This is a genomic window from Citrobacter amalonaticus Y19 (genome assembly GCF_000981805.1).
Taxonomy (GTDB): domain Bacteria; phylum Pseudomonadota; class Gammaproteobacteria; order Enterobacterales; family Enterobacteriaceae; genus Citrobacter_A; species Citrobacter_A amalonaticus_C.
Genome location: NZ_CP011132.1, coordinates 2,815,082 through 2,838,312, shown reverse-complemented (window position 1 = coordinate 2,838,312; position 23,231 = coordinate 2,815,082). Strand labels below are relative to the sequence as shown.

The 23,231-nt window shown below is 47.8% G+C and carries 24 protein-coding genes and 6 pseudogenes; 13 read left to right on the top strand and 17 right to left on the bottom strand.

Annotated features, from left to right (window positions below):
* Positions 1-45: 45 nt before the first annotated feature.
* From F384_RS13100 to F384_RS13060, 9 genes are all read right to left on the bottom strand, one after another.
* Positions 46-405: a type IV toxin-antitoxin system YeeU family antitoxin gene (locus F384_RS13100; RefSeq protein WP_046483403.1), complete on the bottom strand. Its 360-nt coding sequence runs from the start codon at positions 403-405 to the stop codon at positions 46-48.
* Between the two features lie 24 nt (positions 406-429).
* Positions 430-651 carry a DUF987 domain-containing protein gene (locus tag F384_RS13095; protein ID WP_046483401.1) on the bottom strand — a complete coding sequence of 74 codons (222 nt, stop codon included), beginning with the start codon at positions 649-651 and terminating at the stop codon, positions 430-432.
* Between the two features lie 13 nt (positions 652-664).
* Positions 665-1,144, bottom strand: coding sequence for a RadC family protein (gene radC, locus F384_RS13090; RefSeq protein ID WP_046483399.1), 480 nt, complete (start codon positions 1,142-1,144; stop codon positions 665-667).
* A gap of 10 nt (positions 1,145-1,154) precedes the next feature.
* The gene (locus tag F384_RS13085; protein WP_046483396.1) at positions 1,155-1,640 is read right to left on the bottom strand and encodes an antirestriction protein; all 486 of its coding nucleotides are present in this window, start codon (positions 1,638-1,640) and stop codon (positions 1,155-1,157) included.
* Positions 1,641-1,992: 352 nt separating this feature from the next.
* Entirely contained in the window at positions 1,993-2,811 is an 819-nt protein-coding gene (locus F384_RS13080) for a DUF932 domain-containing protein (protein WP_005120561.1), read from the bottom strand.
* A gap of 171 nt (positions 2,812-2,982) precedes the next feature.
* Positions 2,983-3,516, bottom strand: coding sequence for a hypothetical protein (locus tag F384_RS13075; protein ID WP_046483391.1), 534 nt, complete (start codon positions 3,514-3,516; stop codon positions 2,983-2,985).
* Between the two features lie 96 nt (positions 3,517-3,612).
* Positions 3,613-4,908 (bottom strand): hypothetical protein, encoded by a 1,296-nt coding sequence (locus tag F384_RS13070; protein ID WP_046483389.1) that lies wholly within the window; start codon positions 4,906-4,908, stop codon positions 3,613-3,615.
* A gap of 48 nt (positions 4,909-4,956) precedes the next feature.
* A complete protein-coding gene (locus F384_RS13065) occupies positions 4,957-5,640 on the bottom strand; it encodes a helix-turn-helix transcriptional regulator (protein WP_005120564.1) in 684 nt (227 codons plus the stop codon).
* A gap of 209 nt (positions 5,641-5,849) precedes the next feature.
* Positions 5,850-6,731 carry a GTPase family protein gene (locus F384_RS13060; protein WP_046483386.1) on the bottom strand — a complete coding sequence of 294 codons (882 nt, stop codon included), beginning with the start codon at positions 6,729-6,731 and terminating at the stop codon, positions 5,850-5,852.
* Between the two features lie 98 nt (positions 6,732-6,829).
* On the opposite strand from F384_RS13060, the gene F384_RS13055 reads away from it, so the two are divergent.
* A complete protein-coding gene (locus F384_RS13055) occupies positions 6,830-7,711 on the top strand; it encodes a hypothetical protein (protein WP_046483383.1) in 882 nt (293 codons plus the stop codon).
* A 15-nt stretch (positions 7,712-7,726) separates the two neighbouring features.
* On the opposite strand, the gene F384_RS13050 is transcribed toward F384_RS13055, so the two are convergent.
* The gene (locus F384_RS13050) at positions 7,727-8,506 is read right to left on the bottom strand and encodes a hypothetical protein (RefSeq protein WP_046483380.1); all 780 of its coding nucleotides are present in this window, start codon (positions 8,504-8,506) and stop codon (positions 7,727-7,729) included.
* Between the two features lie 394 nt (positions 8,507-8,900).
* On the opposite strand from F384_RS13050, the gene F384_RS13045 reads away from it, so the two are divergent.
* The 5 genes from F384_RS13045 (at position 8,901) to F384_RS29895 (ending at position 11,771) form a co-directional block, all read left to right on the top strand.
* Positions 8,901-9,143, top strand: coding sequence for a helix-turn-helix transcriptional regulator (locus F384_RS13045; protein ID WP_046483377.1), 243 nt, complete (start codon positions 8,901-8,903; stop codon positions 9,141-9,143).
* Positions 9,144-9,492: 349 nt separating this feature from the next.
* Positions 9,493-10,107 carry an inovirus Gp2 family protein gene (locus tag F384_RS13040; RefSeq protein ID WP_046483374.1) on the top strand — a complete coding sequence of 205 codons (615 nt, stop codon included), beginning with the start codon at positions 9,493-9,495 and terminating at the stop codon, positions 10,105-10,107.
* A 105-nt stretch (positions 10,108-10,212) separates the two neighbouring features.
* Positions 10,213-10,797, top strand: coding sequence for an inovirus-type Gp2 protein (locus F384_RS27965; RefSeq protein ID WP_052746927.1), 585 nt, complete (start codon positions 10,213-10,215; stop codon positions 10,795-10,797).
* Between the two features lie 109 nt (positions 10,798-10,906).
* On the top strand, positions 10,907-11,143 hold the full coding sequence (locus F384_RS13030) for a helix-turn-helix transcriptional regulator (RefSeq protein ID WP_155403998.1): 237 nt from the start codon (positions 10,907-10,909) through the stop codon (positions 11,141-11,143).
* A gap of 472 nt (positions 11,144-11,615) precedes the next feature.
* Positions 11,616-11,771, top strand: coding sequence for a putative zinc ribbon protein (locus tag F384_RS29895; protein ID WP_155403997.1), 156 nt, complete (start codon positions 11,616-11,618; stop codon positions 11,769-11,771).
* Between the two features lie 15 nt (positions 11,772-11,786).
* On the opposite strand, the pseudogene F384_RS13025 reads toward F384_RS29895, so the two are convergent.
* Both F384_RS13025 and F384_RS28925 read right to left on the bottom strand, forming a co-directional pair.
* Positions 11,787-12,080, bottom strand: a pseudogene (locus F384_RS13025) (ATP-binding protein); the annotation flags it as partial.
* 19 nt (positions 12,081-12,099) lie between these two features.
* Positions 12,100-12,589, bottom strand: a pseudogene (locus F384_RS28925) (IS110 family transposase); the annotation flags it as partial.
* A 165-nt stretch (positions 12,590-12,754) separates the two neighbouring features.
* Between F384_RS28925 and F384_RS13020 the strand changes: the two are divergent.
* Positions 12,755-13,042 (top strand): annotated as a pseudogene (locus tag F384_RS13020) (integrase core domain-containing protein); the annotation flags it as partial.
* A 101-nt stretch (positions 13,043-13,143) separates the two neighbouring features.
* Here F384_RS13020 and F384_RS13015 read toward each other — a convergent pair.
* Positions 13,144-15,564 carry a flavocytochrome c gene (locus tag F384_RS13015; RefSeq protein ID WP_046483365.1) on the bottom strand — a complete coding sequence of 807 codons (2,421 nt, stop codon included), beginning with the start codon at positions 15,562-15,564 and terminating at the stop codon, positions 13,144-13,146.
* Between the two features lie 5 nt (positions 15,565-15,569).
* Positions 15,570-16,178 carry an NADPH-dependent FMN reductase gene (locus tag F384_RS13010; protein ID WP_046483362.1) on the bottom strand — a complete coding sequence of 203 codons (609 nt, stop codon included), beginning with the start codon at positions 16,176-16,178 and terminating at the stop codon, positions 15,570-15,572.
* 150 nt (positions 16,179-16,328) lie between these two features.
* On the opposite strand from F384_RS13010, the gene F384_RS13005 reads away from it, so the two are divergent.
* The 6 genes and pseudogenes from F384_RS13005 to hha all read left to right on the top strand — a co-directional run bounded on the left by F384_RS13005 (position 16,329) and on the right by hha (position 20,686).
* Entirely contained in the window at positions 16,329-17,285 is a 957-nt protein-coding gene (locus F384_RS13005; RefSeq protein ID WP_046483360.1) for a LysR family transcriptional regulator, read from the top strand.
* Positions 17,282-18,223, top strand: coding sequence for an FAD:protein FMN transferase (locus F384_RS13000; RefSeq protein WP_046483358.1), 942 nt, complete (start codon positions 17,282-17,284; stop codon positions 18,221-18,223). Before F384_RS13005 ends, F384_RS13000 begins: the two co-directional genes overlap by 4 nt.
* A 386-nt stretch (positions 18,224-18,609) precedes the next feature.
* Positions 18,610-19,692: an IS110 family transposase gene (locus tag F384_RS12995; RefSeq protein WP_046483355.1), complete on the top strand. Its 1,083-nt coding sequence runs from the start codon at positions 18,610-18,612 to the stop codon at positions 19,690-19,692.
* Between the two features lie 16 nt (positions 19,693-19,708).
* Positions 19,709-20,005 (top strand): annotated as a pseudogene (locus F384_RS12990) (IS3 family transposase); the annotation flags it as partial.
* 62 nt (positions 20,006-20,067) lie between these two features.
* Positions 20,068-20,148 (top strand): annotated as a pseudogene (locus F384_RS30410) (hypothetical protein); the annotation flags it as partial.
* Positions 20,149-20,482: 334 nt separating this feature from the next.
* Positions 20,483-20,686 (top strand): hemolysin expression modulator Hha, encoded by a 204-nt coding sequence (hha, locus tag F384_RS12985; RefSeq protein ID WP_046483349.1) that lies wholly within the window; start codon positions 20,483-20,485, stop codon positions 20,684-20,686.
* 233 nt (positions 20,687-20,919) lie between these two features.
* Here hha and ydhT read toward each other — a convergent pair whose 3' ends face one another.
* From ydhT to F384_RS12970, 3 genes and pseudogenes are all read right to left on the bottom strand, one after another.
* The gene (ydhT, locus tag F384_RS12980) at positions 20,920-21,732 is read right to left on the bottom strand and encodes a protein YdhT (RefSeq protein ID WP_046483346.1); all 813 of its coding nucleotides are present in this window, start codon (positions 21,730-21,732) and stop codon (positions 20,920-20,922) included.
* A gap of 3 nt (positions 21,733-21,735) precedes the next feature.
* Positions 21,736-22,521, bottom strand: a complete 786-nt coding sequence (phsC, locus tag F384_RS12975; RefSeq protein ID WP_046483344.1) for a thiosulfate reductase cytochrome B subunit — start codon at positions 22,519-22,521, stop codon at positions 21,736-21,738.
* Positions 22,518-23,187 (bottom strand): annotated as a pseudogene (locus F384_RS12970) (4Fe-4S dicluster domain-containing protein). Before F384_RS12970 ends, phsC begins: the two are co-directional and overlap by 4 nt.
* Between the last annotated feature and the right edge of the window lie 44 nt (positions 23,188-23,231).

Genomic DNA, 23,231 nt, shown 5'->3' with positions numbered 1-23,231 from the left:
GGAAACCTTTATTGGTGAGTTAAATGAAGGAAAATGCCGGGAGGTTTATTCGGTTATTGCAGGTGTCGGGTAAATCGCGATATAGAGATAACCACAACTGCCGAGGGTATCCGCCTCGCAGGTCAGTCCTTTTGCGTGGAGCGTGACGCGATGCTGATAGCGGGGAGTGAGTTCACCGCTGGTGAGCATGAGTTCCAGTTGTTTCAACAGCAGTGGAAACGCCTGATCGAGATGGCACAAATCAGCGTCGCTGAACTGCCCGGTGATACTGGTGCGGTCGGCGAGATAGTGCAGGCAATTGGCCTCCTGGACCAGACGGGCACCAAAGCACGGGGAGATGCTGCGTCTGAGCCCCCACCATGGTTCGCTGACATCATTCGTTGTTATCGTGGTTTTCTTCGACAAAATGTAGCTCTCCTTAATCGTGAATTAATTCAGGCTTACGCTGCGTAATACGACATACGGGCCGTTGCGGTCCTGGCGGCGCTCTGCGAATACGGCCAGTACACCGCTGATATCCTGCACTTCCCGTCCTGCGTAGTGGCAGACGCTGCCGGACCATTTGTATTTACCCGTGCAGAAGCGAAACAACCGTGCCTGCGGATGCTGGCGGTAAATCGTCATTGCCTGACGTTTGCTGATGATTTTCATCGGTATTCTCTCCTTAAAGCCAGCCTCTCTCGGAAAACGAGACGATTTCCAGGCCACCGATAACCAGGTGATCCAGCAGGCGAATATCTACCAGATCCAGCGCTTGCTGAATACGCGTAGTGACCTGACGATCAGCATTGCTGGGCTCAGCGTGCCCTGACGGATGGCAGTGAGCGACAATAATCGCCGCCGCGTTATGCTTCAGACCGGCCTTAACCACTTCGCGGGGATGGACCTGCGTATGGCTGATGGTGCCGGTAAAGAGGGTTTCGTGCGCAATCAGCCGGTGCTGGTTATCAAGGAAGAGCGCGGTAAACTCTTCCCGTTCCAGTGTGGCAAGCTGCAGGCGCAGCCAGTCCCGGACGGCGTGGCTGGACGTGAATGACACCCCGGGTTCACGTAACTGACGTTCCAGCAGGGTGAGCGCCTCCCGGATGGTGTGCTGTGCGGATGCCGGCAATTCGGCGGCAAACAGCGGTAATTGTGTTTCCATAGCGAGGCTCTCAGTCGATGATGTGCATGATAGCGCTGGATTCCGCGTGGTTAAGCGCGTAGTCCCGCAGACGGTAATAGTGTTCCGTCATGGCGTCGCATTCGGTACGCATGGCGTGGTGGCTGTAAGTTATCAGACAGCCGGCTATGCCCGCGGCCTCTGCGCTCATCTCCGCACAGTTACCGTTCATACTGTTAAACAGAGACCATTTTTCATCGGTATCCTCATTCGCTTCCGGGATCATAAAGGCACCGCCGTTGCTCATTGTGTAAAACTGCCAGATGCCCCCGTTGTAGTCCGCGCAGTAGCGGTCCATCCACGCGAAGATGGTGGGTTCAAGGATTATCCATTGCGGTATGTTGCCAAAGTGCTGTGGCCAGAAGTCAGCGCGCTGTTCGTCCGGGACCGGCATGGCGGTCAGTGAAGGCGCAGAACCAGCATCGGTTGATTGTGGCTGTAACTGGAGGGTATCGTTAAGGTTGATAATGTCGGTCATGTCAGTTGTTCCTTTTGTAAAGGTCATAAGTGCATTCCCGCTGAACGGGAGCGCGTAAGTTGTTTGATTTTTGGTGTAACAGACGAGTCGTGTTACCGGCAGGTAATATCAGCAGGCGTCAGATGCAGGTGTAACTGTGGGCAGGATTGTGCATAGCCATCGACATCGTACTGTGAGGGTCAGATACCATCTGAATCAGTCTGCTGACACAGGCTAAGTTCGCCAGGTCGGTAACAGAGATGTCTGCACCAGGAGCAGAGGTCATCGTCGGATATGGAGCGGCTGCCGGGCTGGTTTTGCAGGGAAACAGGCCAGATTGCTGTCTGGTGCACATTCGCAGGAACGTGCTGCATCAGCTCAGAACCTGCAGCAGTTCTTCTGCCATCACCCACAGTGCGCGGTTCAGCTTGATGTCGCCGTCGATGCCATTGACTGCTCTCGTCCGGCTACTTTTCCCCTGCGCTGAGCGGCCTGGCAGACCACCCTTACTCAGGTTCTCCTGCAGCCGGTTAAACACCGTCCACAGGTCGTTTTTCTCATCCTGCCAGCGGCGGGGGGACAGAATCTGTGCGTCGGTCACTGGCTGATGCTCCTCGCCAAAGCGGTATGTCAGCGCAGCCTTCGCCAGTGCCTGCTGTGCCGGGGGAGGCAGCATCAACGACTGCATTGCCTCACGCTTCTCTTCCACCCGGTCAAATACCCCGAGCACTTCGTAAGCCCCTTCAATGACTTTTCCCACCACATCGCCCTTATGGGGTACCCGCACTTCACCAAAAGATGTTCCGCAGACCAGACCATTACAGCAGACACTACGGAACAGTCCCGGCAGCATCTGGTAGCTGCTGGAGCCGTCATGAGAGTTGAGTAGAATGATTTCCGGGACCTGCTGACCGGCGATTTGACCGGCCTGGCGCAGACGTAACAGATGTTTCGTGTGCTCCCGTCGATCAGGGTCACGCACCCGGGTCTGGCAGGCAAAGAAGGGCTGAAAACCTTCCCGTTGCAGATTTTCCAGCAGGGTGATGGTGGGGATATAGGCATACCGTTCACTGCGTGAGGCGTGTTTATCCTCACCAAATACGCTGGGTGTGTGCTGCATCAGTTCTTCGTGTGTTAACGGACGGTCGCGGCGGATCAGGTTCACCCGACCAAAACGACTGGCTAATCGCATGGTGTATTCCTTATTTGAAAACAGAAATGAAGTAACCCCGGCTCCGTCAGAAGCGGGGGTGGGTATGGGATTTAACGAGAATGAAAAAGTAGTCAGGACGGTATAAATGGAAAAGAGCAGTGCGTCTCTAAAACGCACTGCTCTTCAGAAAAAATATGTCTGCTAAAAATACTATTTTTCAGCATCAGAGGTTGTTGTTGCTACATCGGGTTTACCGTGAATTATCTGATGCTTTGCCAGGGCTTCCGGCATTGTGTTGATGCAATAGTTAATGTAGAAAACATGGAACAGAATTGTCCATGCAGGATTCATTCTTAATTCAAAACGAAACTGCGTCAGCGCGTACTGTTGCAGTGAAGCTCTGGCTTTAAATGCCCAGACAATGGTCAGTACAATCCAGGCCAGCGAGATTAGAAAGGCAAGTCCGGCCATCATTTGTGCGGAACTGTCATAGGCGTATCCATATTGATCAACCTGAACCGGAAAAAGCAGATTAAGCATGACGGAAACGCCGGAGCATACCGCCATCCAGACAATAAATGTTCCGGATGAGAAACGTTGCCCAACTTCATCCATAATGGTGTCCTGATTTTTATACAGCCACATCAGGGGGTATATTCCATATGTGGCAGCTGCCAGTAATACCAGATGCCATGTTGGGGTGTTCAGCTTTTCTTTTAAAGATGAAATAGTTGAATCGCTCATTAAAAAATACCTTATAATTGATGGTTGATGTCAGAATGTTTCGTGATAAAACAAAAATTGTCTGATCTTCTTCTGAATGGTGGGACGAGAAATAAATTAATCTCTCACTGTATAGCCAATAATAAAGTCAGCTATATCTTCACTGTCTTCATGGCTATTTTTTGGTAGTTGTTCAACGGAGAACAGATTATTGAACGCTCCTTTACAGGCAAGTGTGGCAATCTTCGTACCATTGTTGAATACGATAATGCCATCGAAGGCAGGGGTTTCACCGTCATAGCGTTGTACAACAACATAGTCATATTTCCCTTTATTAAAACGCAGATACTTCAGCTCACCTTTACCGCGATTGAGTTCACGGTAGTAGTGAAAGGCTTTGACACCAGACATCCCTTCTTTTAACTCCAGCTCCTGGGTACCATCTTTTTTAAAGAGGTTATAGGTGTATGGAAAGCCGTCCTGAGCAAGCACCGACAGAGCTTTACCATTCGTGAGCTTACAGTCTGCGACTACCGTTGCTGGTGCGTCCGTGTGTGATACTGAGGGCTGCGGGTTTTCCGGTACGGATGGCGTTGGGGCCGGGGTGTCAGAACTCTCCGTTTCCGGAGTGCTTTTTTCCCCGGCATTATGCCCGTATGCAGAGACGGGCATGTCATTACCATTTCCCTGATACTGATGGCGAGTCTGAGACTGGATGCGTTCAGTTGCGGCGCGATCCTGCTCCGTCACAGCCAGGGGGTGACGGGATTTTTTCCTCCATTCACCGTCAATCTTTTCATATCCCGCCTGAGCCATCATCTGCGCCTGAGGGTCTGCGGCAGGCTCCGGAGCGGGTTCATTTTTTCTCCCGCCACTCAGCAAATCACCTAATGTCAGGGATGAATTATCAGAAGACGGGGAAGGTGCACTGGCCGTCTGGCGTGGCAGGAACCGCTGGCAGATTTTGGTGAAATTGCCTTTATAAAAGCGGGAGGACTCCCCTTCGATAGTGACCTTCGCGCCCATGAACCCGGTGAATTCTCTCATCGCCTGAGCGGACAGCGTCGATGCTGAGTTTTCACTGGTACCGAGCATGGTCACCCTGCGATTACCCGTCGCGTCACTGCACAGCAGTGTGGCCTTATAAGGGTTTCCGTTAATCTCAATATCAGTAAAACGAGAGCCCAGGATATCCAGGTTATCCGGACAGCCTTTCTCCATTTTCAGAAATCCCACGCTGCCTTCAGACACAATCGCGATTTCGTTTTGTCCGCTGCTGAGGGCCTGACACTTTCCACTTTCAATTTCCCAGTTATCGGAAAAGTAATCGCACCCGGTAAGCGTGGTTATTGCCGCAACGATGATCAGAGAATGCCGGAATATCTGTGGTCTTAACTTTCTGGTGGTTAACATATTTTCTCCATATTCGTCCGTGTGATTGCCGCCATAATCTGCTGGCAGTCACGGTCGAAAGCTGTTTATAAGGTTATTGATGAAGGGGAAATGCGGCAGCGCAGAAATGAAGTTCTCTTCAGCCGTCAGGCTGCTGATATCTTCTCTCCGCTCAAACCGCGCTGATGTCAGGGTGACCGTGCTGATCTTTGCCAGAAGAAACACCCGGATCTCCCCTTTTTGTGAAGCCACCAGGTACCAGTCGCATCCGTAATAGATGAGACGATAGGGCTCCAGGGGCGAATGCCGTCGTCCGTCCGATAACAGGGAAATGCAAAGCTGTTGCCTGATAGCCTGGATCAGCCGTGAAAAACAGTCCGGCAGCGCGGTAGTTGTAGTTAAAGGTGAAAACCAGATAAGGCAGGGAAAAGGATCCTGATCCCCTGTCAGACAGGACATTAGCCGGGGGTTCTGATCCGGAAGTATCTGGGCAATACCCGTATTGCGTATAAAGGAAAGCATTTCCGGTGTGAATGCCTGGCTGACACCGGCTTTTAGCCTGTAGCGGCCCTCATCATTTTCTAAATCAAGATGGATCAGCCGCTGGTGGAAATCACGCTGCAGGGTACGTTCGGTAACACCAAACTCGTCAGACAGCGCTTTCAGTGACAGAGACTCCCCCGCCATCAGGCGACTGATGATCAGTGATAAGCGAACAGCCAGCCGATCGTGTCGTGAGCTGTTGTCAGGCATAAGCGGGATCTCCTGGACAGTAAATGCCAGTTATTTCATGGGGTTATTATGCAATATGAGGTTGCCAGGTTATGTCGCTGAAGAGCCAGGGGATGCAAAAAACACTAAAAAAATCACCTGAGTTAACAGGCTGATATTCAATGATAAATTTGCATGCAGGGGCATTATGATAAGTGGTGGCGACACAACCTGTCGCTGGAGGAATGAAATCAGAAAAATTTATCCCAGAGCGAGACAAGCAACCCGATGATTTTTTGTCTGGCCCTGCGAAGAAGTGCAATAAGCCAGGAGGGCAGGGAAAAAGTATCGATAATCCGATCGAAGCTGTCTCCCATTGTTTCACCAAAATCTTCCCGGGCCTGCTGCTGATCCTGCTCCGAGCAATTCTCCTGACGACAATGGCTGAACACGGCGCTGGTGGCATGAGCAGGCAGCGCATGGATCATCAGAGAGACAAATGCCGGGAGATTCCATCCTGCCGGAGCGGCAACGGGCAGAACCGGAAAGGAGGAAGGAAATAATCCGGCCACTCTGGCGCTGGTAGCCGCCAGCGAAAGTTGCTGCTGGCGGGAGGGCGATAAATGCTGCGCATCCCACTCATGGGCTGGCGAAATGCGATCGGCCTGGCTCAGCACAAACAGAAACCGTGAGGGATCAGCCCCTTCACCCAGCAAAAAACGGTGCATGGAGATGTCAGCGGCATAAGCCCGTTCATCCGCCCTCAGTACCCAGATAATCAAATCAAGTTCAGGCAGCAGGCTTTGATATAACATTCTGTATTCCCGGTCATACTCCGGTGTTTCTCCGACCCCGGGTAAATCCACAAGAGTCATCTGCCGCTCACCAATCTCCAGAGTCAGGCGCTGAGCGTCGCGGGTACAGCCTGTCAGGGGATGCGTGGCGCAAAGCGGGGACTGAAACAGGGCATTGCAGAGGCTGCTTTTACCCGTGCCGCTCTTGCCCATGATGCCAATAACGGGTTTATAGTGGATGGTCTGATGAAGATGCTCAAGAAGCTGTTGAAGGATATTTTCAGGCAGGAAAGTAAGATGCGTGCGCAGTTTTTGCAGCGCGGGATGTAGTGTGGACATAGTCGCTCCGTATGATAAAGGCATCCTGGCGTTGACAGCCAGGCTAATCATGGAGGTAATATAGCCGTGAGATTTTCTGGAAAATCAGGGGTTGTGAGATGTCTGAAAATGGTAGTAACAGCAGGCAGGTGTTTTTGCAAAAGATTCGAACACAGGCCCGTATTGAGGAGATACTGTACAGTAAAGCCTGGGTTAATACGCAGAGAACACTCAAGAGGAGTGGGCTGATATGTGTAAAGGAACAGGAGGACGGAAAATTTGAATATGGTCAAGGAACCTTTAGTTTTCATACTGTCAGATACCTGTATATGCTCCATACTGCCGCTGGATTAATCAATCAACATAAACATTTTCCGGGTAAGGTTGAAGTCGCAAAACTTTATGGCTTTAGCAGTAATATCATTCCACCATATATAATTGTTCCTCTTTCTGTCAGGCGTAAGGCTGAAGGTTTCCGACAAATGACAGAAAAACAGATTACAGATAATGTTGATAAAGAACCAGAATTTAGTGGAAGCCTCTATGCCTTGCTATGTGATGTGTATAAAAAAGATATGGAAAAACTTAATAAGATGATTATTGATTTGCCTGTTACCAGAGAAGAAATACATGCAGCACCTGAGCTCAGTATTGACATATATCGAAAAGTCCATTCGCAGTACGTTACTGTTTTCAGACTTTTTTGTTATGAATGCAGGCGCCTCGGCTATTTTCATGATCTCGAACAACCAATGAAGGCAATGATAAGAATAATAAACAGTGAGGAAACAGAGAAATTTCATAAATTATCCTGCGCATTATTCTTCATGTTAATGTATTGGGATAAAGATGATTCGCTTTCTTCTTTTTTTTACTGGTTGTTTATTCCTGAAGCTAAAAACTTCCACTCTAAATATATGAATAAAAAAACGGATGATTTCATTGCTCTTGTGTATAAAAAATATCTCTCACCCGCAACTAAACGTCGTAAAAAAAAGTAAACAACAAATAATGCATCAATCGAGTTTACTATTAAGGATTATCTGTTCAATTAAAGCGCGCTGTGTTGTTTTTCTCTCTTTGACAAGTTTATCCAGTTTCTTTTTCGCCACTAAACTTATTTTCACTGTAATTTGTGTAATGCTATCATCTTTTTTGTTTATAAATTTATTTTTATAGGCGTTATGGAAAAAAGTAATAAAGTTATTTCTAATTAGAATAATACCATCCAGTTTCTCATATTCTTTTAAATATATTTCATCTATGGCTGCAACAATAGCATGGTAACGCTCGGTTGTGTTATACGGATAGTAATTGTAAATAAAACTACGGGAATCAAAAGGATTCTTTTTCTTTATGAATTCCCATGCCCATTTTGTTGCTTTTTCTGTCTTTGGTAGCCATGAAAGATCTTTTATTTTATCAGATAAGTAAGCCCATTCATCACGCATATCTGAAACAACACGGTTAAAGTCATGCTCTGATATTTTTTTACTTAACATATTAAACCATGATTTCACAGCGAACACACGTTCTTCATGCGAAGTAGGGGCCTTGCCTAACTGGAGATAGTTATAAAGTGGTTCTGTATTATCATTGCCATCAATAACAATATTAAGGGTTGAGCAATCGGCTCTAAGAATAAAAAGCCAGCACCAGAAAATTATACGTTCACCATTAACCCAGTCAGGTTTTGTATCTTTTTTCACTTTCAGATTCGACCATGCCTCACCTGATATTTCTCTGGTGCGTCTGACAAAAGGTCTCCCTATTGAATCAGATTTATCATTACCCATCACTCACTCCATTCTTCATTTCCTCTCATCAACTTTACTACTTTAGGCGTCATCAAAAGTCAATAAATCCAGCTTTAACATGCAAAAAAATGTCGAAAAAATTCCTGTAAAATTCTTACTTTTTGGTTTACATACCTTGTTTGGAGTCTCTATTACCTGAGAGGAGGGTTATGCGGTCTTAACTCAACGTGAAGGGCTGTCATGTCAGGATGCCTTTCGCTGTAACTCCCATCAGGATGAGGTAAAGGTACCCTTTAAAGGCATTTATGCAGATGGCTGGCAGTAAAGCAGTAAGTTCATACTTCCGGTGTCATTGTATGGGAACGGCATCAGTTACCTGCGATTGACTAACTGGAGTTGTCTCCCGAACTCATCAATTTACGGGAACCTTACAATGACAACGAAAACAGAATCCTTTATTTCCAGTAAACCCGTTAACACTTCTCTCCTGAACGATCAACTTGTTGATATGGCATTTATCACGGAGTTTACCGGTATGACAGACAAGTGGTTTTATAAACTCATCTCTGAAGGGAAATTCCCAAAACCGATTAAGCCTGGACGTAGTTCTCACTGGAAAGTGAGCGAAGTGGAAATCTGGATGCAGGAGAGCGTTATGGAATCAGGAGGGAAGTGATTGTGATGTTTTTATTCATCCAGCGCTAACTTGAGAGTGATATCATTAACGATGTAATACTGAACTTCACATCTGCCATGTGAAATACCATGTTAAAACAATATGGCCTGATGTCGGTAATAGTAATATATCCTTGTTTATATATCTTCATTTGTACATCCGTATTGGTCTGCTGTCATATACCTTCTTACTGTAAGCATCATTACTGCCCTAACTTACTGTAAGTATCATCATTCAGTTATCTGTTAGACACAATCCATCTTGGATAAATAATAAAATATAAGTACAGAAACACCTTTGCTGAGGTATTGCTGTATCTGCACATTTAAATCATTAAGGAATAAATACCATGATGAATGAAAAGAAATATAACCCGCACTATCTCGACAAAATAACCCATGTGATTGATAAGGCACTCGGAGAACATCCCCGGACTCTGGCTGTCCGGATTGATTTACACTTATCACCCGACTGGTATGATAACGAGATGATAACTTGCTATCCTAACCTCTCAGAAAACGTAATGGCGCGTTTTACCCGCTCACTAAAAGCGAAGATTGAGCACTATCGCTACAGGATTAGTAAAGAAGGGAAACGAGCTCATCCGTGTACACTGAGATATTTCTGGGTAAAAGAAATAAACGATGCAGTGTTTCCGCATTACCATGTTGTAATCTTTCTGAACAAAGATCTGTTCTGGAAACTGGGTAATGTCACTGGCGATAAACAATGCCTCTGGACAATGATATCTGATGCCTGGTTAAGCGCATTAGACGTATCCGCTTACAACGAGTATTACCGACTGGTTCATTTCCCTCAGCAAGGAGTATATATCCTGGACTATAACAGTTCTGAATATTTAATACAGTTCGATAAGTTGTTTTCACGATTAAGTTATCTGGCAAAAGAGCGTACCAAGATTTACAGCCCGGATAAGCGTTCAATGGGATGCAGCCAGAAGTAAACAATAACTGAAGAGGGCAATGTTCTGAGGAACGAATATCTTTCGTCCTCAACTTCATTCTACCGAATCAACTTCCTGGTGAAACATCCCGGACAGGAATACCCCATGCATTATCCACTTTGCTTTAACACACGGTTTGAACCCTTTTATCCTCCCTACCAGGACAAGATCATCGCTGTCATCGCACAGGCTCAAAGAACGCATCCGCGAACGCTGGCTGTCAGACTAAAACTCTGGCTGTCGCTGGAGACGCTGACGGAGCGCCGTCACTGGTTGTCTGCTGATTTTATCGACGCGCTGCGGACCTCGCTGGCGTCTTACAGCAGGGAGCACAACACGCCGGAAAGTCAGCTCAGCTATCTGTGGACACGGGATGAAAGCCGACCCTGCTACCATGCGGTGCTCTTCATGAATCAGGACACCTTCGACGCGGATACAGCCAGGACCAGCCGTGCAGATAGTCTGGATCAACTGCTCAGCCGTACCTGGAGGAACGTGCAGGGTTTTTCCGGGCTCTCAACGGCATCACCGTTCTGTGAGAGAGTCAATGATGTTTATCTGCTGGATCCGAACCATTGTGATTACCGGGAGGAACTGAACCGGTTGATCTGGCATATCAGTGATATGGCCCGCGATCGTGCCCGGGTGACAAATCCGGAAGCCAGAGCGCTGGAGAGCAGTGCCTGGTAGGTATTTTTTAACAGAAGTTCCTCATCCTCTGAAGGAGTATCGGCGTGTCCTGTAACGCAGTCACGCCGGTCTGCTCCCGCCATTAATCATTCAGAGGGAGAGCGCGATTATGACCACCACAACGCATACCGGGAGCACCACGCAGCAGTTACTCCGTGCGGAAGATCCGCTTATCGATATGACGTTCATCACTACATACACCGGCATGACCGACAAGTGGTTTTATAAACTAATAAGCGACGGGTTGTTTCCGAAACCCGTCAAACTTGGCCGCAGTTCCCGCTGGTTCAGGAGTGAAGTGGAACACTGGATGCAGCAGCGCATTGCTGATTCACGGGGGACCTGACCTCAATGAGTACGCGACGTCCCCCAAAGTCGGGTGGCATTCCGCCGTACTGGATATGCGACAAATGCCGACGCCGGTACCGTGGTGAGAAGCCCTGTCCTTTCTGCTGGCGGCTGAGCACGCACTGACGGCCTGTTCGCTACATCCCCGGTTATTCGTATAGCCCGTATCAACATCCTCCGCAGGCTCACAATTTAACATCATTTATCCGCCAGACACCGCCCGTCATGCAGCCCGAACAGGGACGACTCATGCCTGCGTGTAGTCTGGTGGCAGGGAACAAATCCTGTGAATGCAAAATCGTTTATGGTTTCTGACAGCAATAACCACTTTATTGACAAGTGGATCGCACAACGTTTCCCGTATAAGCGCCACACTGGTTGTGGGAAACGCTGTCACGGTGAACATGGTTTTCTGCAATGGCACGCCCTGGAGCGACAGGCTTTGATAATGAAGCTGCCGGGGTGACGACATGCGTATGCTGAAATGCTATATGGCGAGCGACAGCTCCGGACATTTAGTCACTGCCGGTGAGGCGATACGGGCACCGGAGCTGGCATGGAGCTGTACCTCCTGCTGTCAACGACGGATAAAAAGTGATCCACTTACATCTCCACCGACGGTCTAATATTGATCCACCGTTTTACTCAGGATTAGCTTCTGCGATAACCCCGGCCTTTCGTTTCTGTTTCAGTCGATAGCTCTCTCCTTTTATTTGAACAACGTGTGAGTGGTGTAAGATCCGGTCCAGCATCGCCGATGTCAGTGCTGCATCCCCGGCGAACGTCTGATCCCTCTGCCCGAACGGCAGATTGGATGTCAGGATCATCGCGCTCTTTTCGTAACGTTTAGCGATGACCTGGAAGAACAGCTTTGCCTCTTCCTGACTGAACGGCAGATAGCCTATTTCATCAATGATGAGCAGCTTCGGTGCCAAGCGCAACGGCGATGCGCCGCCCCCAGTCTGCCCGACCGATGTAATGGATGCCATGAGGCAGAAGAAAGGACTTCAGCCGCTGCCGCGCACACTTTAAATCTTCACGGGCAGGTGCCCATGTTCGAGCTAAATCTCTGAATGCCTTATCTTCAACTCCAGGAATGTAAACAGCAGATAGATCTCCTGCGCGCAGTGAACGCACCAGCCTGATGGCATCACGTCGGTCAGTTTTAACCCGCTCACCCGTTTATTTCGGAATAAGCGAGGGCGCACAGACCATACAGTTAAACCCGAACTTCACCAGCCGCCGATAAAGGCCATAACCACAGGGACAGGCTTCATAAACGATACTTACCTGCGATGACTTTGACCCCAGACGCTTGCCAATTCGTTTAATATCGGTAGGTGTTGTACCCCAGCTCAACAGGTTCAGAATTGATAGCATAGGCGACAGTAATCGATTCTTTGTGAACATCTAATCCGACGCACAACGTACTATGGTTGTTCATGCTGGCCTCCGTGATGGAAATATCGGGGTGTAGCAATTGCTCACCCATGCGGCTCTGACAATGATGTTAACCCGCGTTAAATATCCCACGTTGGCCAGCACCTGTCTCACGGAAAGTCATACTGTCTTACGAGTAAAACGCTAACTGGATGCATTCAATAGGTACCATGGTTCTGAATTTGCAGGTAAAATGCTGGATAAATGGGTGTATGAAAGAGGGATCAGAATCGACTTCTCACAGCCAGGAACACCGACGGATAATGCGACGATAGAGTCCTTCAACGGGAGATTACGGCAGGAATGTCTGAACGAGAATTGGTTCATGTCTGTGGAAGATGCCCGGTGCAAAATCGAGGCCTGGTGCATATGCCGTCCCCATTCCGCACTGGGCTGGATGACGCCATCCGAATTCGCTGAGAAGTCTGCCGGTTGGCAGAATATGCAGCCAACATGAAGCCGGTTATTCCTGATTATGACTGGAGCATATTCGGGGTCAGGGTCAGTGGTGAGAAAAGCCGAGCGTTAATTGACTTTTCTCACGCAATACAACCTGTTTTAGTTCATTTCGTCAACCGCAGTTTTCCCAGCAATGCGGCCAAAAGTAAAGATATCTGCCAGTGCATTTCCCCCTAAGCGGTTACCTGCATGGATCCCCCCCGCTACTTCACCAGCCGCATATAAGTTATTGATAGGGTGGTTATTTTCATCCAGAACCCGAGTGGCTGTATCGATCTTAAGTCCGCCCATCGTATGGTGAACGGCTGGCTGTCTCGGGGTTGCATAGAAAGGTGCTTTTTCGACCTTCAAGCTAAAGGTGTCCTTGTGGAATTCAGGGTCGATACCTGACTCTACATAGCTATTATACTTGTCAACTGTATCCACTAGCACAGCGGGATCCATTCCAACTTTAACAGCCAACGCTTCAAGAGTATCGGCTCTAAAGAGAGTACCCTCTTCAACTTGACGATCAATTTTCTCCTGACTTGTATTGGCGGCGGTTTTCTTTATCTCATCATCAGCAATCAGATAAAAGAGGCCACCTTCTGCCAGTGCAGCTTTTGTCAATACGTCTCGGCCGGCGAATTCATTGACAAAACGTTTCCCTTGTTTATTCACAATCACGAAGTTCTCTGGCGGTACCTGAAGCCCACTAAAGAGCTCGCCCGTATTAGGGTCTGCTACTGGCATCAACTGAGTGAAACCCATCCCCGTTAATCCGGCACCCACGGATTGACCCAGAAGGATTCCGTCACCTGTCATTGCGTAGGAGTTCGTTGTCTTAATATCGTCAGCAATGTGGCTCCAGTATGTATTGTATTGTTTTAGCATCCTGGTATTGGCACCAAAACCACCGCTGGCCAGAACAACTGCTTTGGAACGAATGGTAATCTTCTGACCGTTAACACCTACGGCAATAACCCCTTTGATTTCCCCATCTTCAATTAAGAGCTCTTTCGCTGGGCTATCGGTAATAATGGTTCCAAACATGTCTTCAATATATTTTCTTAAGGCAAGAATAAAGGCTGTACCATATTTTTTGACGGGTTTATGCCCACGACGCCATAGTGCACCAACAGGGGCAAAGACGATGTCTTTATGATACTCAACACCAATTTCCTCGAGCCATTTAATACTCTCCAGAGCTCTGTCTGTTAAGATCTTAACCAGATCGTATTGACCATAGATGTTGTTTCCTTCGAGATCCGTACGCTTGCCACCGAAATAGGTCTGCATTCTGTGAAGAAGCGGAGAATCAAATAAATAACCTTTTTCATCGCCGAACTGTTTTTGGTAGACAGCGAATTCCTGTTTCAGCGCTCTGAAGTCAGCCAGATACTCTTCGTGAATATTACTTTCATCTGTGTTTAATAGGACTTCAATGGTATGTCTTTCACCCGGATTTTCCTGGAAAGATCTCTGCCACTCAGGGTTAGCGGCATTAATAGGGCCACCAGTACGGATAGTATTACCTCCAACGGCTGGGTATTTTTCTAGTACGATAGCACTCTTGCCTTCTTGCAAGACGGTTGCTGCCGCACTTAATCCTGCTCCGCCGCCGCCAATGACAACGACATCACAGGTATACTCTTCATCGCCACGATTCAGACTGCTGGCTGGTTTCGGACGCCTTTTCAAGATATCAGGATTAACACCAGCTAGTTTAACCGCTTTGGCAACACCATCAATAACCGCATGACTTGTCTCAGATGCGCCTGATAGGGCATCCACATTAAGGGTTTGCCCCTCAATGATCTTGTCAGGGATCCTTATAAACACAACGTCAGCTAGACCTTCTGTCTCACCGCCGGTGTCAATATTAATGCTTTCGATTTTCTTCTCGCTAAAGGATACCTTTATTGGAAGGTCGCCACCATGACCTAAGGCCTTGACTTCATAGGTGCCGGGATTGAAGGCGAAATCCTCTTCTTCATTTAATTGGTTCGAGATCTTGGCAAAACGCATGAACCTTAAGAAGCAGATTTCCAAAAAGTCGATTGTACCTTCGCTGTTCAGCTGACCATTGTCATCAAAGGCCTTGTGGGCATTGCCAAGTAAGAATTCGTATCCAGGCATAACATTGGCATTGACTCCGGGTGCATCCAATATCTGACGAAGATGCAACTGAGCACGTGATGAGCCCTGAGAGTCAATGGAAGCGCCCAGGATCATAACCGGCTTGCCATCCAGAGGATGAAGCTCGTAGCTTAGCCATTCCAGTAGGCTCTTCAGGCTAGAGGGAATAGAATGGTTATATTCTGGCGTCGCAAGAATGACGCCATCACTTGCCATGATTTTTTCATTAATTTTCAGGAGCTGTGGGCTGTTAGATGGGTTGTCCTGGTTAAACATGGGTATTTCGTTGATTTCCAATAATTCAATTTCTGCTTTGTCTTTAAAATGCGCTTGCATAAATTGAAGCAGTGTCCGGTTATAGGACTTTGGTGATGTGGTTCCGACGATAGCTGTAAATTTCATTTTTCTTATGCCTCCTGAGTCTGCCATGCGAATTTTTTATCTTTTTGGGGCGCAGCCCTCTCTGATATGAGCTTTACAATAAGCTCGGTAAACAGAACAAATTCTCTAAAAATCTCATCAAGTTCAGCCAGCTTGTCTTCATAGAGCAACGCGCCCCCAGCATTAAAGGCGGTTTGTGATTTTCCCAGAAGGAATTCGCTGCTGGGCATAATTCGTGCGGCCAATTCAGGAGAATCAAGAATTTGGCGAAGGTGTCCCTGCGCGCGAGAAGAGCCTAATGCGCCATGGGAAGCGCCCACAATCAAGGCTGGCTTATCAGTGAGAGCCTGACTTGTATAGCTGATCCATTCCAGAGCGTTCTTTAAAACCGCGGGAATCGCGTGATCGTACTCCGGGGTAGCAATAATAACGCCATCAGCCTGACGGATTTTAGTGGACAATGCTTCAACTTCTTGAGGCACCTGGTCATCTTCTGCTTCATAAAAAGCAGGTAATTCTTTGATCTCAAAAAGTTCTATCTGGACTTCTTTTTCAAAATGTGCCTTCATGAATTGCAGTAACATGCGGTTTGTTGACACATTGGAATTGGTGCCAACAATTGCTAAATAGTTCATATTAAAGGTTTTCCTATAGCTGAATAATTATAGATAGTTTCTGGATAGAGTTTTATCACAGTATGAAACAGGTGGCTAATAGTTATATGATTATAAACTATAAGTAATTTGTTATAATGCAAAAGTTAATTGATTAGGGAGGGAAAGCTAATGTCAACATACAAACGTCAAAATATTTTACATTATATTGACTCTTTGCTTTATTTCAGCAATTACAGCAAGGCTGCTGAATTCCTTAATATATCTCAACCTTATTTAACACAGGTCATTAAGCGTATTGAAAATGAGCTGAATTGTCAGATTATCAACCGCAGTAAGTTGCCCTACCGTTTAACAGAACCGGGCAAGATTTACTATGATTATCTAAGTTCACTCGAGGCAGTTTACGTCAATATGCGCAGGAAAATAACTACGATAACGGACACGGATAAGACGGCCATAAAAATTGGTATCTTAGCCAGTATCGGTACCTACCTTATCCCACTTTTTTTACCCAAGTTTCTAGCTATCTATCCCGAATGTCAAATAGAGCTGGTGGAAGACATACCGGGAAACAATGAGCAAAGACTGTTAAAGAGTGAGGTGGACTTTTGGATTGGGCAGAATTCAAGCAGCATTGCGCCGGCGCTTTGTGCAGTTTCTTGGGGAAAACATAGATATTATGCCGTAATACCCAGATCTTGTGAGTTATATCAAAAAGACACAGCCACCATTGCACAAGGCAGTATTGCGATGGAAGACCTTTTGCGGCAAAGGCTTGTGCTAACATCCAAAGGTTCAGCCATTAGAATGCAAGTCGATCACTTGTTGGGCATTTATAAAATAAAGGCCAATATCATTCTGGAAAGCAGTGAAATAGATACTGTGAAAAATCTTGCCATGGCCGACGTGGGCTTGACCTTTGTCCCTGAAAGTTTGGCATTAGAGCCTTGCCCCGCGAAATACAACATTTATGAACTGCCTATTGATCAATTGAACTTAGATTACTTCATCGCTCATAGTAGAAAGAGAGGACTGTCCGCCATCGATAAAGGCCTACTTGATGCATTTCTGCGTTATAAAGATACCGAACAGTACTCCTACTACCATGAAGAGAAGAATAAATGACTGACGCCAATAAAGTGATAGACCTCATGGGAACCAAGATTCGTCTTTATTTTAAGGGGTATCAGGCTGAAAAGTGTCTAACGGAAGCGAGTGCGATGTTAAGGCATTATGAGCACATCTTTAGCGCCAACAGGGAGCAATCTCAATTGTCTGCTCTGAAAACAAAAGCAGCCCGTGAACCGGTCGCTGTAGATCCGGATTTGTATGAATTAATCAAGGTAGGCAGAGCGCATAGTCTTGAACCCAATAGTTTTTTAAACATTGCCATTGGCCCTTTGATTAAGCTTTGGCGTATTGGCTTTAAAGAAGCGAGGATTCCCAGCAAAGAAGAGATCAGCCAGGCCCTGGAGCGCTTAAATCCTGCCAATATTGTCTTGGACGATGAGAAAAATTCGGTGTTTTTTGCTAAAGAAGGTCTTGAAATAGATTTGGGTGCCATTGCAAAAGGGTATTTCAGTGACAAGATCATGGATTTCTTCAAAGAAAAGGAGCCGCATTCTGCCATGATTGATATTGGCGGAAACCTGCTTGTTTATGGAGAATCGCCAAAGAAAAGCTTGGATTGGGATGTTGGTATACAGCACCCTTTTCTACCAAGAGGCCACAGCGTCGCCAAGATAAAGATCAGAAATCAGTCAGTCGTGACTTCAGGTATCTATGAAAGAACCTTTGAGCACAATGGAAATAAGTACCATCACATTTTCGATAGTCACAGCGGCTACCCTGCCGATAACAATGTGGCATCCCTAACAATTATCTCTGATAAATCATTGGATTGCGACATCTATACTACGAAACTGTTTGGATTGGAACCGAGAAAAATTTTAGTTGAAGTCAATAAAATAGAAGGGATGGAAGCCATTGTGATTACCGTTGATGGGCAACTCGCCATTACTGATAAACTTAAGGATAAGATAACGATTGCATCGCAGACATAGGCTGGTCAATGCAATCCCGGATGACAAAGGATGTTGTTCTGAACGCACTGCTGATGGCTGTATGGCGGCGTAATCCCCAAAAACAGGTGCTGGTTCACTCAGACAGTAAGAATATCGGCGTCAGTTTTCATCATCATGCTTGCTGTTTTGCCTGACCGGTGGATCACTGATGCAGTGAAGGCTTCCCGGTTTCCTGACTCACACTCTGAACGACCAGCAATGTGTCTTTCCCTGGACCCGTCGGTTATCGGGAAGTACTCCATGCGAGGCTTCTCCTCACCGATACGCGTGACTCAAGAAGAGCCTGACGGCTTGTCTCTTTACTGTCCTGTCCGGGTTATCGTCAGGGGGGAAATGGCGAATAATTGCAGGTACAGGAATAACCTATGACAAAGGCAAAACTCGTTCATTTATCGCCTGTCGTTGGTGGCGTTGATACGCATAAAGATTTACATGTTGCTGCTGTGGTTGATCAAAATAATCGGGTCTTAGGTAGTGAGTTTTTCACGACAACACGTCAGGGATACCGTCAGATGCTGGCCTGGATAGCATCTTTCGGAACTGTTAAACGCATCGGAGTTGAATGCACAGGTTCCTACGGTGCAGGTTTATTGCGTTATCTCCAGAGTACCGGAGTGGAAGTTCTGGAGGTCACAGCACCAGATAAAATGGAACGCCGTAAGCGAGGTAAAAGCGATACCATCGATGCAGAAAGTGCTGCTCACGCAGCTTTTTCACGCATACGAACCGTCACACCAAAAACTCGTAGCGGAATGATTGAAGAGTTGCGTGTCCTGAAAGTCTGCTGCAAAACGGCTGTTGCTGCGCGACGTATTGCACTTCAAATGATCCAGATGAATATCGTTTCTGCCCCGGATGAGCTACGTGACCAGATACGTCACCTCACGAGGATGCAGTTGATCCGTACCCTGGCTTCGTGGCGGCCCGACGTTACCGCCTATCGTAATGTCCAGGATGCTTACCGTATTGCGCTGAAATCCCTGGCTCGCAGATATCTTGAACTGCATGATGAAATAGCAGATCTGGACATCATGATAACGTCAATAGTCGATGAACTGGCCCCGGAACTTATCAAATGTAAAGCAGTGGGGTATGAATGTGCTTCGCAACTGTTGATTACGGCTGGCGATAATCCTCAGCGTCTGAACTCGGAGTCTGGCTTCGCGGCTCTATGTGGCGTCAGTCCTGTTCCAGTCTCTTCCGGGAAAACAAACCGTCACAGGCTTAACCGTGGTGGTGATCGTGCGGCCAATAGTGCCCTGCACATTATTGCCATTGGCCGATTACGCACGGACACGAGAACACAGGAGTATGTGGCAAAACGGGTAGCTGAAGGACACTCGAAAATGGAAGCACTGCGTTGCCTTAAACGTTATATCTCACGTGAAGTCTACACGCTTCTACGTAATCAAAACCGACTAATCAACAGTACTCAAATAACAACTTGACTCTTAGAAGGGCGTCCAGGGCAGCCAATACACAAGTCATGAGTGGCAGTCATTCCTGAAGTCACATGGTCTGGAAGGTAGCATGAGCCGTCGCGGTAACTGTCACGATAATGCGGTTGCAGGGAGCTTTTTCCAGCTACTGAAACGCGAACGGATAAAGAAAAAGATTTACGGAACGCGTAAAGAAGCCCGTAGCGATATTTTTGATTATATCGAAATGTTTTATAACAGTATGCGTCGGTATGGCTCGAGCGATCAGATGTCACCGGCTGAATATGAAAACCAGTATTATCAACGGATCGCAAGTGTCTAGATTATCCGTGGCGATTCAACATTTATTGCCGTTGGTTTCGTGGACAGATGGGGTCAGTCCACAGAACATTGCTGGTCTAGTGCGCCAGAGTGTTCATACAAAAACTGGAACACCAAAAAGATAAACTGGCAGGCTGGGTCAGGGTGATCCACGCGCAGGCATATTGTGAGGTCATCGATAGGACAACTCTGATTCCTTACATGCCGGGTGCTTCATAGCCGGAGAGAAGGATTAAAGAAACCCATATCGGCGCGAAGTGCGTTGCCGAAGCCGCCTTTTTTCATTGATATAGTTCACTTTTATTATCACAATCAAATCGTTATCAAGAATTGGCTTTTTCGTGATATTATATTATTGTAATTTTATTTGATAATTTGAAGCAGCATAATTAGTATTATATTTCTGTTATCAGAAGTAGGCTGGTGCCTCAGGGCGCTTTGATTATTAAATAGTATATATACAAAGAATGGTAAATCAATGACGAAACAAGAGTGGGTTTTACAGTTAAGACGTTGTTCTTCAAAAGAAACATTGGAGAAAATTATTGATAAAAATAAGTATGCGCTATCCAATGATGATCTTGAGCAATTTTATGCCGCAGCAGACCACCGACTTGCCGAGCTGACAATGGGAAAGCTTTACGATAAAGTCCCTGCAAGTGTATGGAAATATGTATATTAACTCTATGACTATAAAGCATATTTAGTGGTAATGGGTTTTATTTAGATACTAATTGATGCTTGATTACTCATTTTGTACAAAAAAATTCGGCAATAGTCAAAGGTGTTTCGTGTCTGAATATAGATTTTAAGCGGTAGTAGAATAAAGACCTATATATTTAAAAAATGAAATTTATCTGAATATATCTCTGGTAGCGAAATTTACCCGTTGATGATTTACGCTTGGTTGACTGGTCAGCACTCAACAAACTGGTGCGCGTCGTCGAGTCGGTATTTCACGCCGGCGCGGATCCCCGCTTCACCTTCAACCGCGACGGCGAATCGCATGCGTTCACCGTCGTGATACGCCAGCGCCGCGCAGCCGCCGCCCGGTCCCAGCACGATGAAATCCACAACCCCGGTACTGGCAACGATCGCGTTGTCGCCGTTGCAGATGATATGCACATTATCGCCGCTGTTGGCGATTTTCGCATTTGCGCCAAAGCTCACTATCTGGCTCAGGTCGCCGTTACTGGCGACATGGTTTCTTTCACCCAGCGAACTCACCCGCACACGCATCCCGCAGCTGGCGATCCGCGTTCCGTTACCGGCGCTACTGATTCGCGTCGAGTTTCCTGCGGCAGCCAGTCGCGCGCGATCCCCGGAACTGCTGATATGGCTGTTATAGCCAACGCTGCCAATGCGCACGCAGTAGCCCGCACTGGCAATTTGTGACGCATAGCCTGAGCTGGCGATCTTCATGTTATCACCCGCACAGCCCAGATTCGCGTTATCACCCGCATTCGCCACCTGCTGATCGCCCAGCGACGCATCCGGCCGCGCCAGTCGCGACATGGCGGAGATATCCTGGCGGGCGAAATTTTCTTCATTCAGCCAGCGCGACCAGGCGTATTCCACCAGGCTGTTCGCCCAGTCGAGATAACCTTCGCGACTCAACGCCCGATGGACATCGGCGTAGTTGCCGCCCTCAGGAAAACGGCGCAGAAACCAGCGGTACATCACCGCACCAACCCGCCAGTTGCGTAAATCCTCTCGCGTGATCAGCATACGTTAATGCCGGTGATAACCGTCGACCATGCAGCGGAACGTCTCGCCAGGCGTGCGGCCCGTGGTGCACAGGTAGAGGTGACCAAAAATAAAGAACAGACTGATGATTGCCAGCGCGAAATGTGCCTGCAGCAACCAGTAGCGTACGCCGGGGAATACGTCGCCCACGACCTGCGGATAGAGCGCCAACAATCCGCTCAGCAGCAGCAATGGCAACAATCCGTACATCACACCGACATAGGCCGCCTGCTGTAACGGATTAAACTTCGAACGCGGCATTGCCGGGAACGGATGCGCTTCCCCCTGCATAATGCCAAACAGATAGAAACGGGTCTGTTTCATCGCTCGCGCCACCCAGCCCTGGGGACGGATAATATAATGATGACCGTTCCCGCCCAACGCATTGATCAGCACGAAACCGACCCAGCACGCCAGCAGCAAAAATCCGCAGACTTCGTGCACCGTCAGCAGGCTTTTGATCACCGCTGCGCTGACCAGCGAGAAATGGTTGATAAGCCCGCTGCCGAGCAGGAGCAGAAACAGCAAGGCATTCGACCAGTGCCACAGGCGTACCGCACGAGAATACAGGTAAACCTTCTCACCATGCCCGGCGGCGGCCTTGTTGGCCGCGCGAAAGCGAAGCCAGGCGTGTACCCCCTGCACCAGCCCCATCGCCACCAGCAGAAGTCCGGCGATCACCAGCCAGACGGGCCAATACTCGGGGGAAAAGACCGGCACATAATTTGCCAGTTGGGCCTGGAACTGTTCAGCATTCTGCGACGCGTTCATACATTATCCTTTTTAATCAAATGTTGACCGAACCGACGATACAGATGGGGCTGACCCGCCCCCGGAAGTTGATACTGGTAATAGTTATTTTCCTGTAGCCAACGCTGGATGTCCGGGCTGTCTTCGCGACCAAACAGCAGCGCATGTTCCGGGCAGGAGGTCACGCAAATGGGCGGAAAACCTTTTGCCAGCCGGGACTGGGCGCAAAAATCGCATTTGTCCGCCACTTTGGTGATCGGATTCAGGTAGCGCACCTGATAGGGGCACGCGCCGATACAGTAACTACAGCCGATGCAGCGCGAACTGTCGACGCGGACGATCCCGTTCTCATCGCGCCACGACGCACCGGTTGGGCAAACCTCAATGCAGGGCGCATCATCAGCAGTGCTGACAGGACTGGCGGAAGTAGTGATACAGCGTCTCGTTGTTATTATCTGAAACGGGAATATGCGCAATCGACAGGCGACTTCCCTGCGCGGGAACATGATTCGTTTTGCGACAGGCACGGGTACAGATGTTACAGCCATTACATCGCGATTCATCATGGATCATGACGTAACGAACGGGGTCGCTGGCTGTTGTCTTCGTCAGCAGCGTCTGGCCGGGTCCGCTGAAGAAAATGACCGTTCCCATGCCAAGCACAAATTTTCGTCGAGTGAAGGACATCTTGTTATCCTCTAATGCTGTGGTCGCGCTCGTCCACGCTTTCC

Excerpts from the sequence above, each read along its gene's own strand:
- F384_RS13015 (WP_046483365.1), bottom strand. The coding sequence starts at position 15,564 with ATGAAATTTACAGCTATCGTCGGAACCACATCACCAAAGTCCTATAAC.
- F384_RS13055 (WP_046483383.1), top strand. The coding sequence starts at position 6,830 with ATGTCTGAAAATGGTAGTAACAGCAGGCAGGTGTTTTTGCAAAAGATT.
- hha (WP_046483349.1), top strand. The coding sequence starts at position 20,483 with ATGACGAAACAAGAGTGGGTTTTACAGTTAAGACGTTGTTCTTCAAAA.
- F384_RS13005 (WP_046483360.1), top strand. The coding sequence starts at position 16,329 with ATGTCAACATACAAACGTCAAAATATTTTACATTATATTGACTCTTTG.
- F384_RS13070 (WP_046483389.1), bottom strand. The coding sequence starts at position 4,908 with ATGTTAACCACCAGAAAGTTAAGACCACAGATATTCCGGCATTCTCTG.
- F384_RS13065 (WP_005120564.1), bottom strand. The coding sequence starts at position 5,640 with ATGCCTGACAACAGCTCACGACACGATCGGCTGGCTGTTCGCTTATCA.
- F384_RS13085 (WP_046483396.1), bottom strand. The coding sequence starts at position 1,640 with ATGACCGACATTATCAACCTTAACGATACCCTCCAGTTACAGCCACAA.
- F384_RS13060 (WP_046483386.1), bottom strand. The coding sequence starts at position 6,731 with ATGTCCACACTACATCCCGCGCTGCAAAAACTGCGCACGCATCTTACT.
- F384_RS13050 (WP_046483380.1), bottom strand. The coding sequence starts at position 8,506 with ATGGGTAATGATAAATCTGATTCAATAGGGAGACCTTTTGTCAGACGC.
- ydhT (WP_046483346.1), bottom strand. The coding sequence starts at position 21,732 with ATGCTGATCACGCGAGAGGATTTACGCAACTGGCGGGTTGGTGCGGTG.
- F384_RS12995 (WP_046483355.1), top strand. The coding sequence starts at position 18,610 with ATGACAAAGGCAAAACTCGTTCATTTATCGCCTGTCGTTGGTGGCGTT.
- F384_RS13030 (WP_155403998.1), top strand. The coding sequence starts at position 10,907 with ATGACCACCACAACGCATACCGGGAGCACCACGCAGCAGTTACTCCGT.
- F384_RS29895 (WP_155403997.1), top strand. The coding sequence starts at position 11,616 with ATGCGTATGCTGAAATGCTATATGGCGAGCGACAGCTCCGGACATTTA.
- F384_RS13010 (WP_046483362.1), bottom strand. The coding sequence starts at position 16,178 with ATGAACTATTTAGCAATTGTTGGCACCAATTCCAATGTGTCAACAAAC.
- phsC (WP_046483344.1), bottom strand. The coding sequence starts at position 22,521 with ATGAACGCGTCGCAGAATGCTGAACAGTTCCAGGCCCAACTGGCAAAT.
- F384_RS27965 (WP_052746927.1), top strand. The coding sequence starts at position 10,213 with ATGCATTATCCACTTTGCTTTAACACACGGTTTGAACCCTTTTATCCT.
- F384_RS13075 (WP_046483391.1), bottom strand. The coding sequence starts at position 3,516 with ATGAGCGATTCAACTATTTCATCTTTAAAAGAAAAGCTGAACACCCCA.
- F384_RS13040 (WP_046483374.1), top strand. The coding sequence starts at position 9,493 with ATGATGAATGAAAAGAAATATAACCCGCACTATCTCGACAAAATAACC.
- F384_RS13080 (WP_005120561.1), bottom strand. The coding sequence starts at position 2,811 with ATGCGATTAGCCAGTCGTTTTGGTCGGGTGAACCTGATCCGCCGCGAC.
- F384_RS13000 (WP_046483358.1), top strand. The coding sequence starts at position 17,282 with ATGACTGACGCCAATAAAGTGATAGACCTCATGGGAACCAAGATTCGT.
- radC (WP_046483399.1), bottom strand. The coding sequence starts at position 1,144 with ATGGAAACACAATTACCGCTGTTTGCCGCCGAATTGCCGGCATCCGCA.
- F384_RS13095 (WP_046483401.1), bottom strand. The coding sequence starts at position 651 with ATGAAAATCATCAGCAAACGTCAGGCAATGACGATTTACCGCCAGCAT.
- F384_RS13045 (WP_046483377.1), top strand. The coding sequence starts at position 8,901 with ATGACAACGAAAACAGAATCCTTTATTTCCAGTAAACCCGTTAACACT.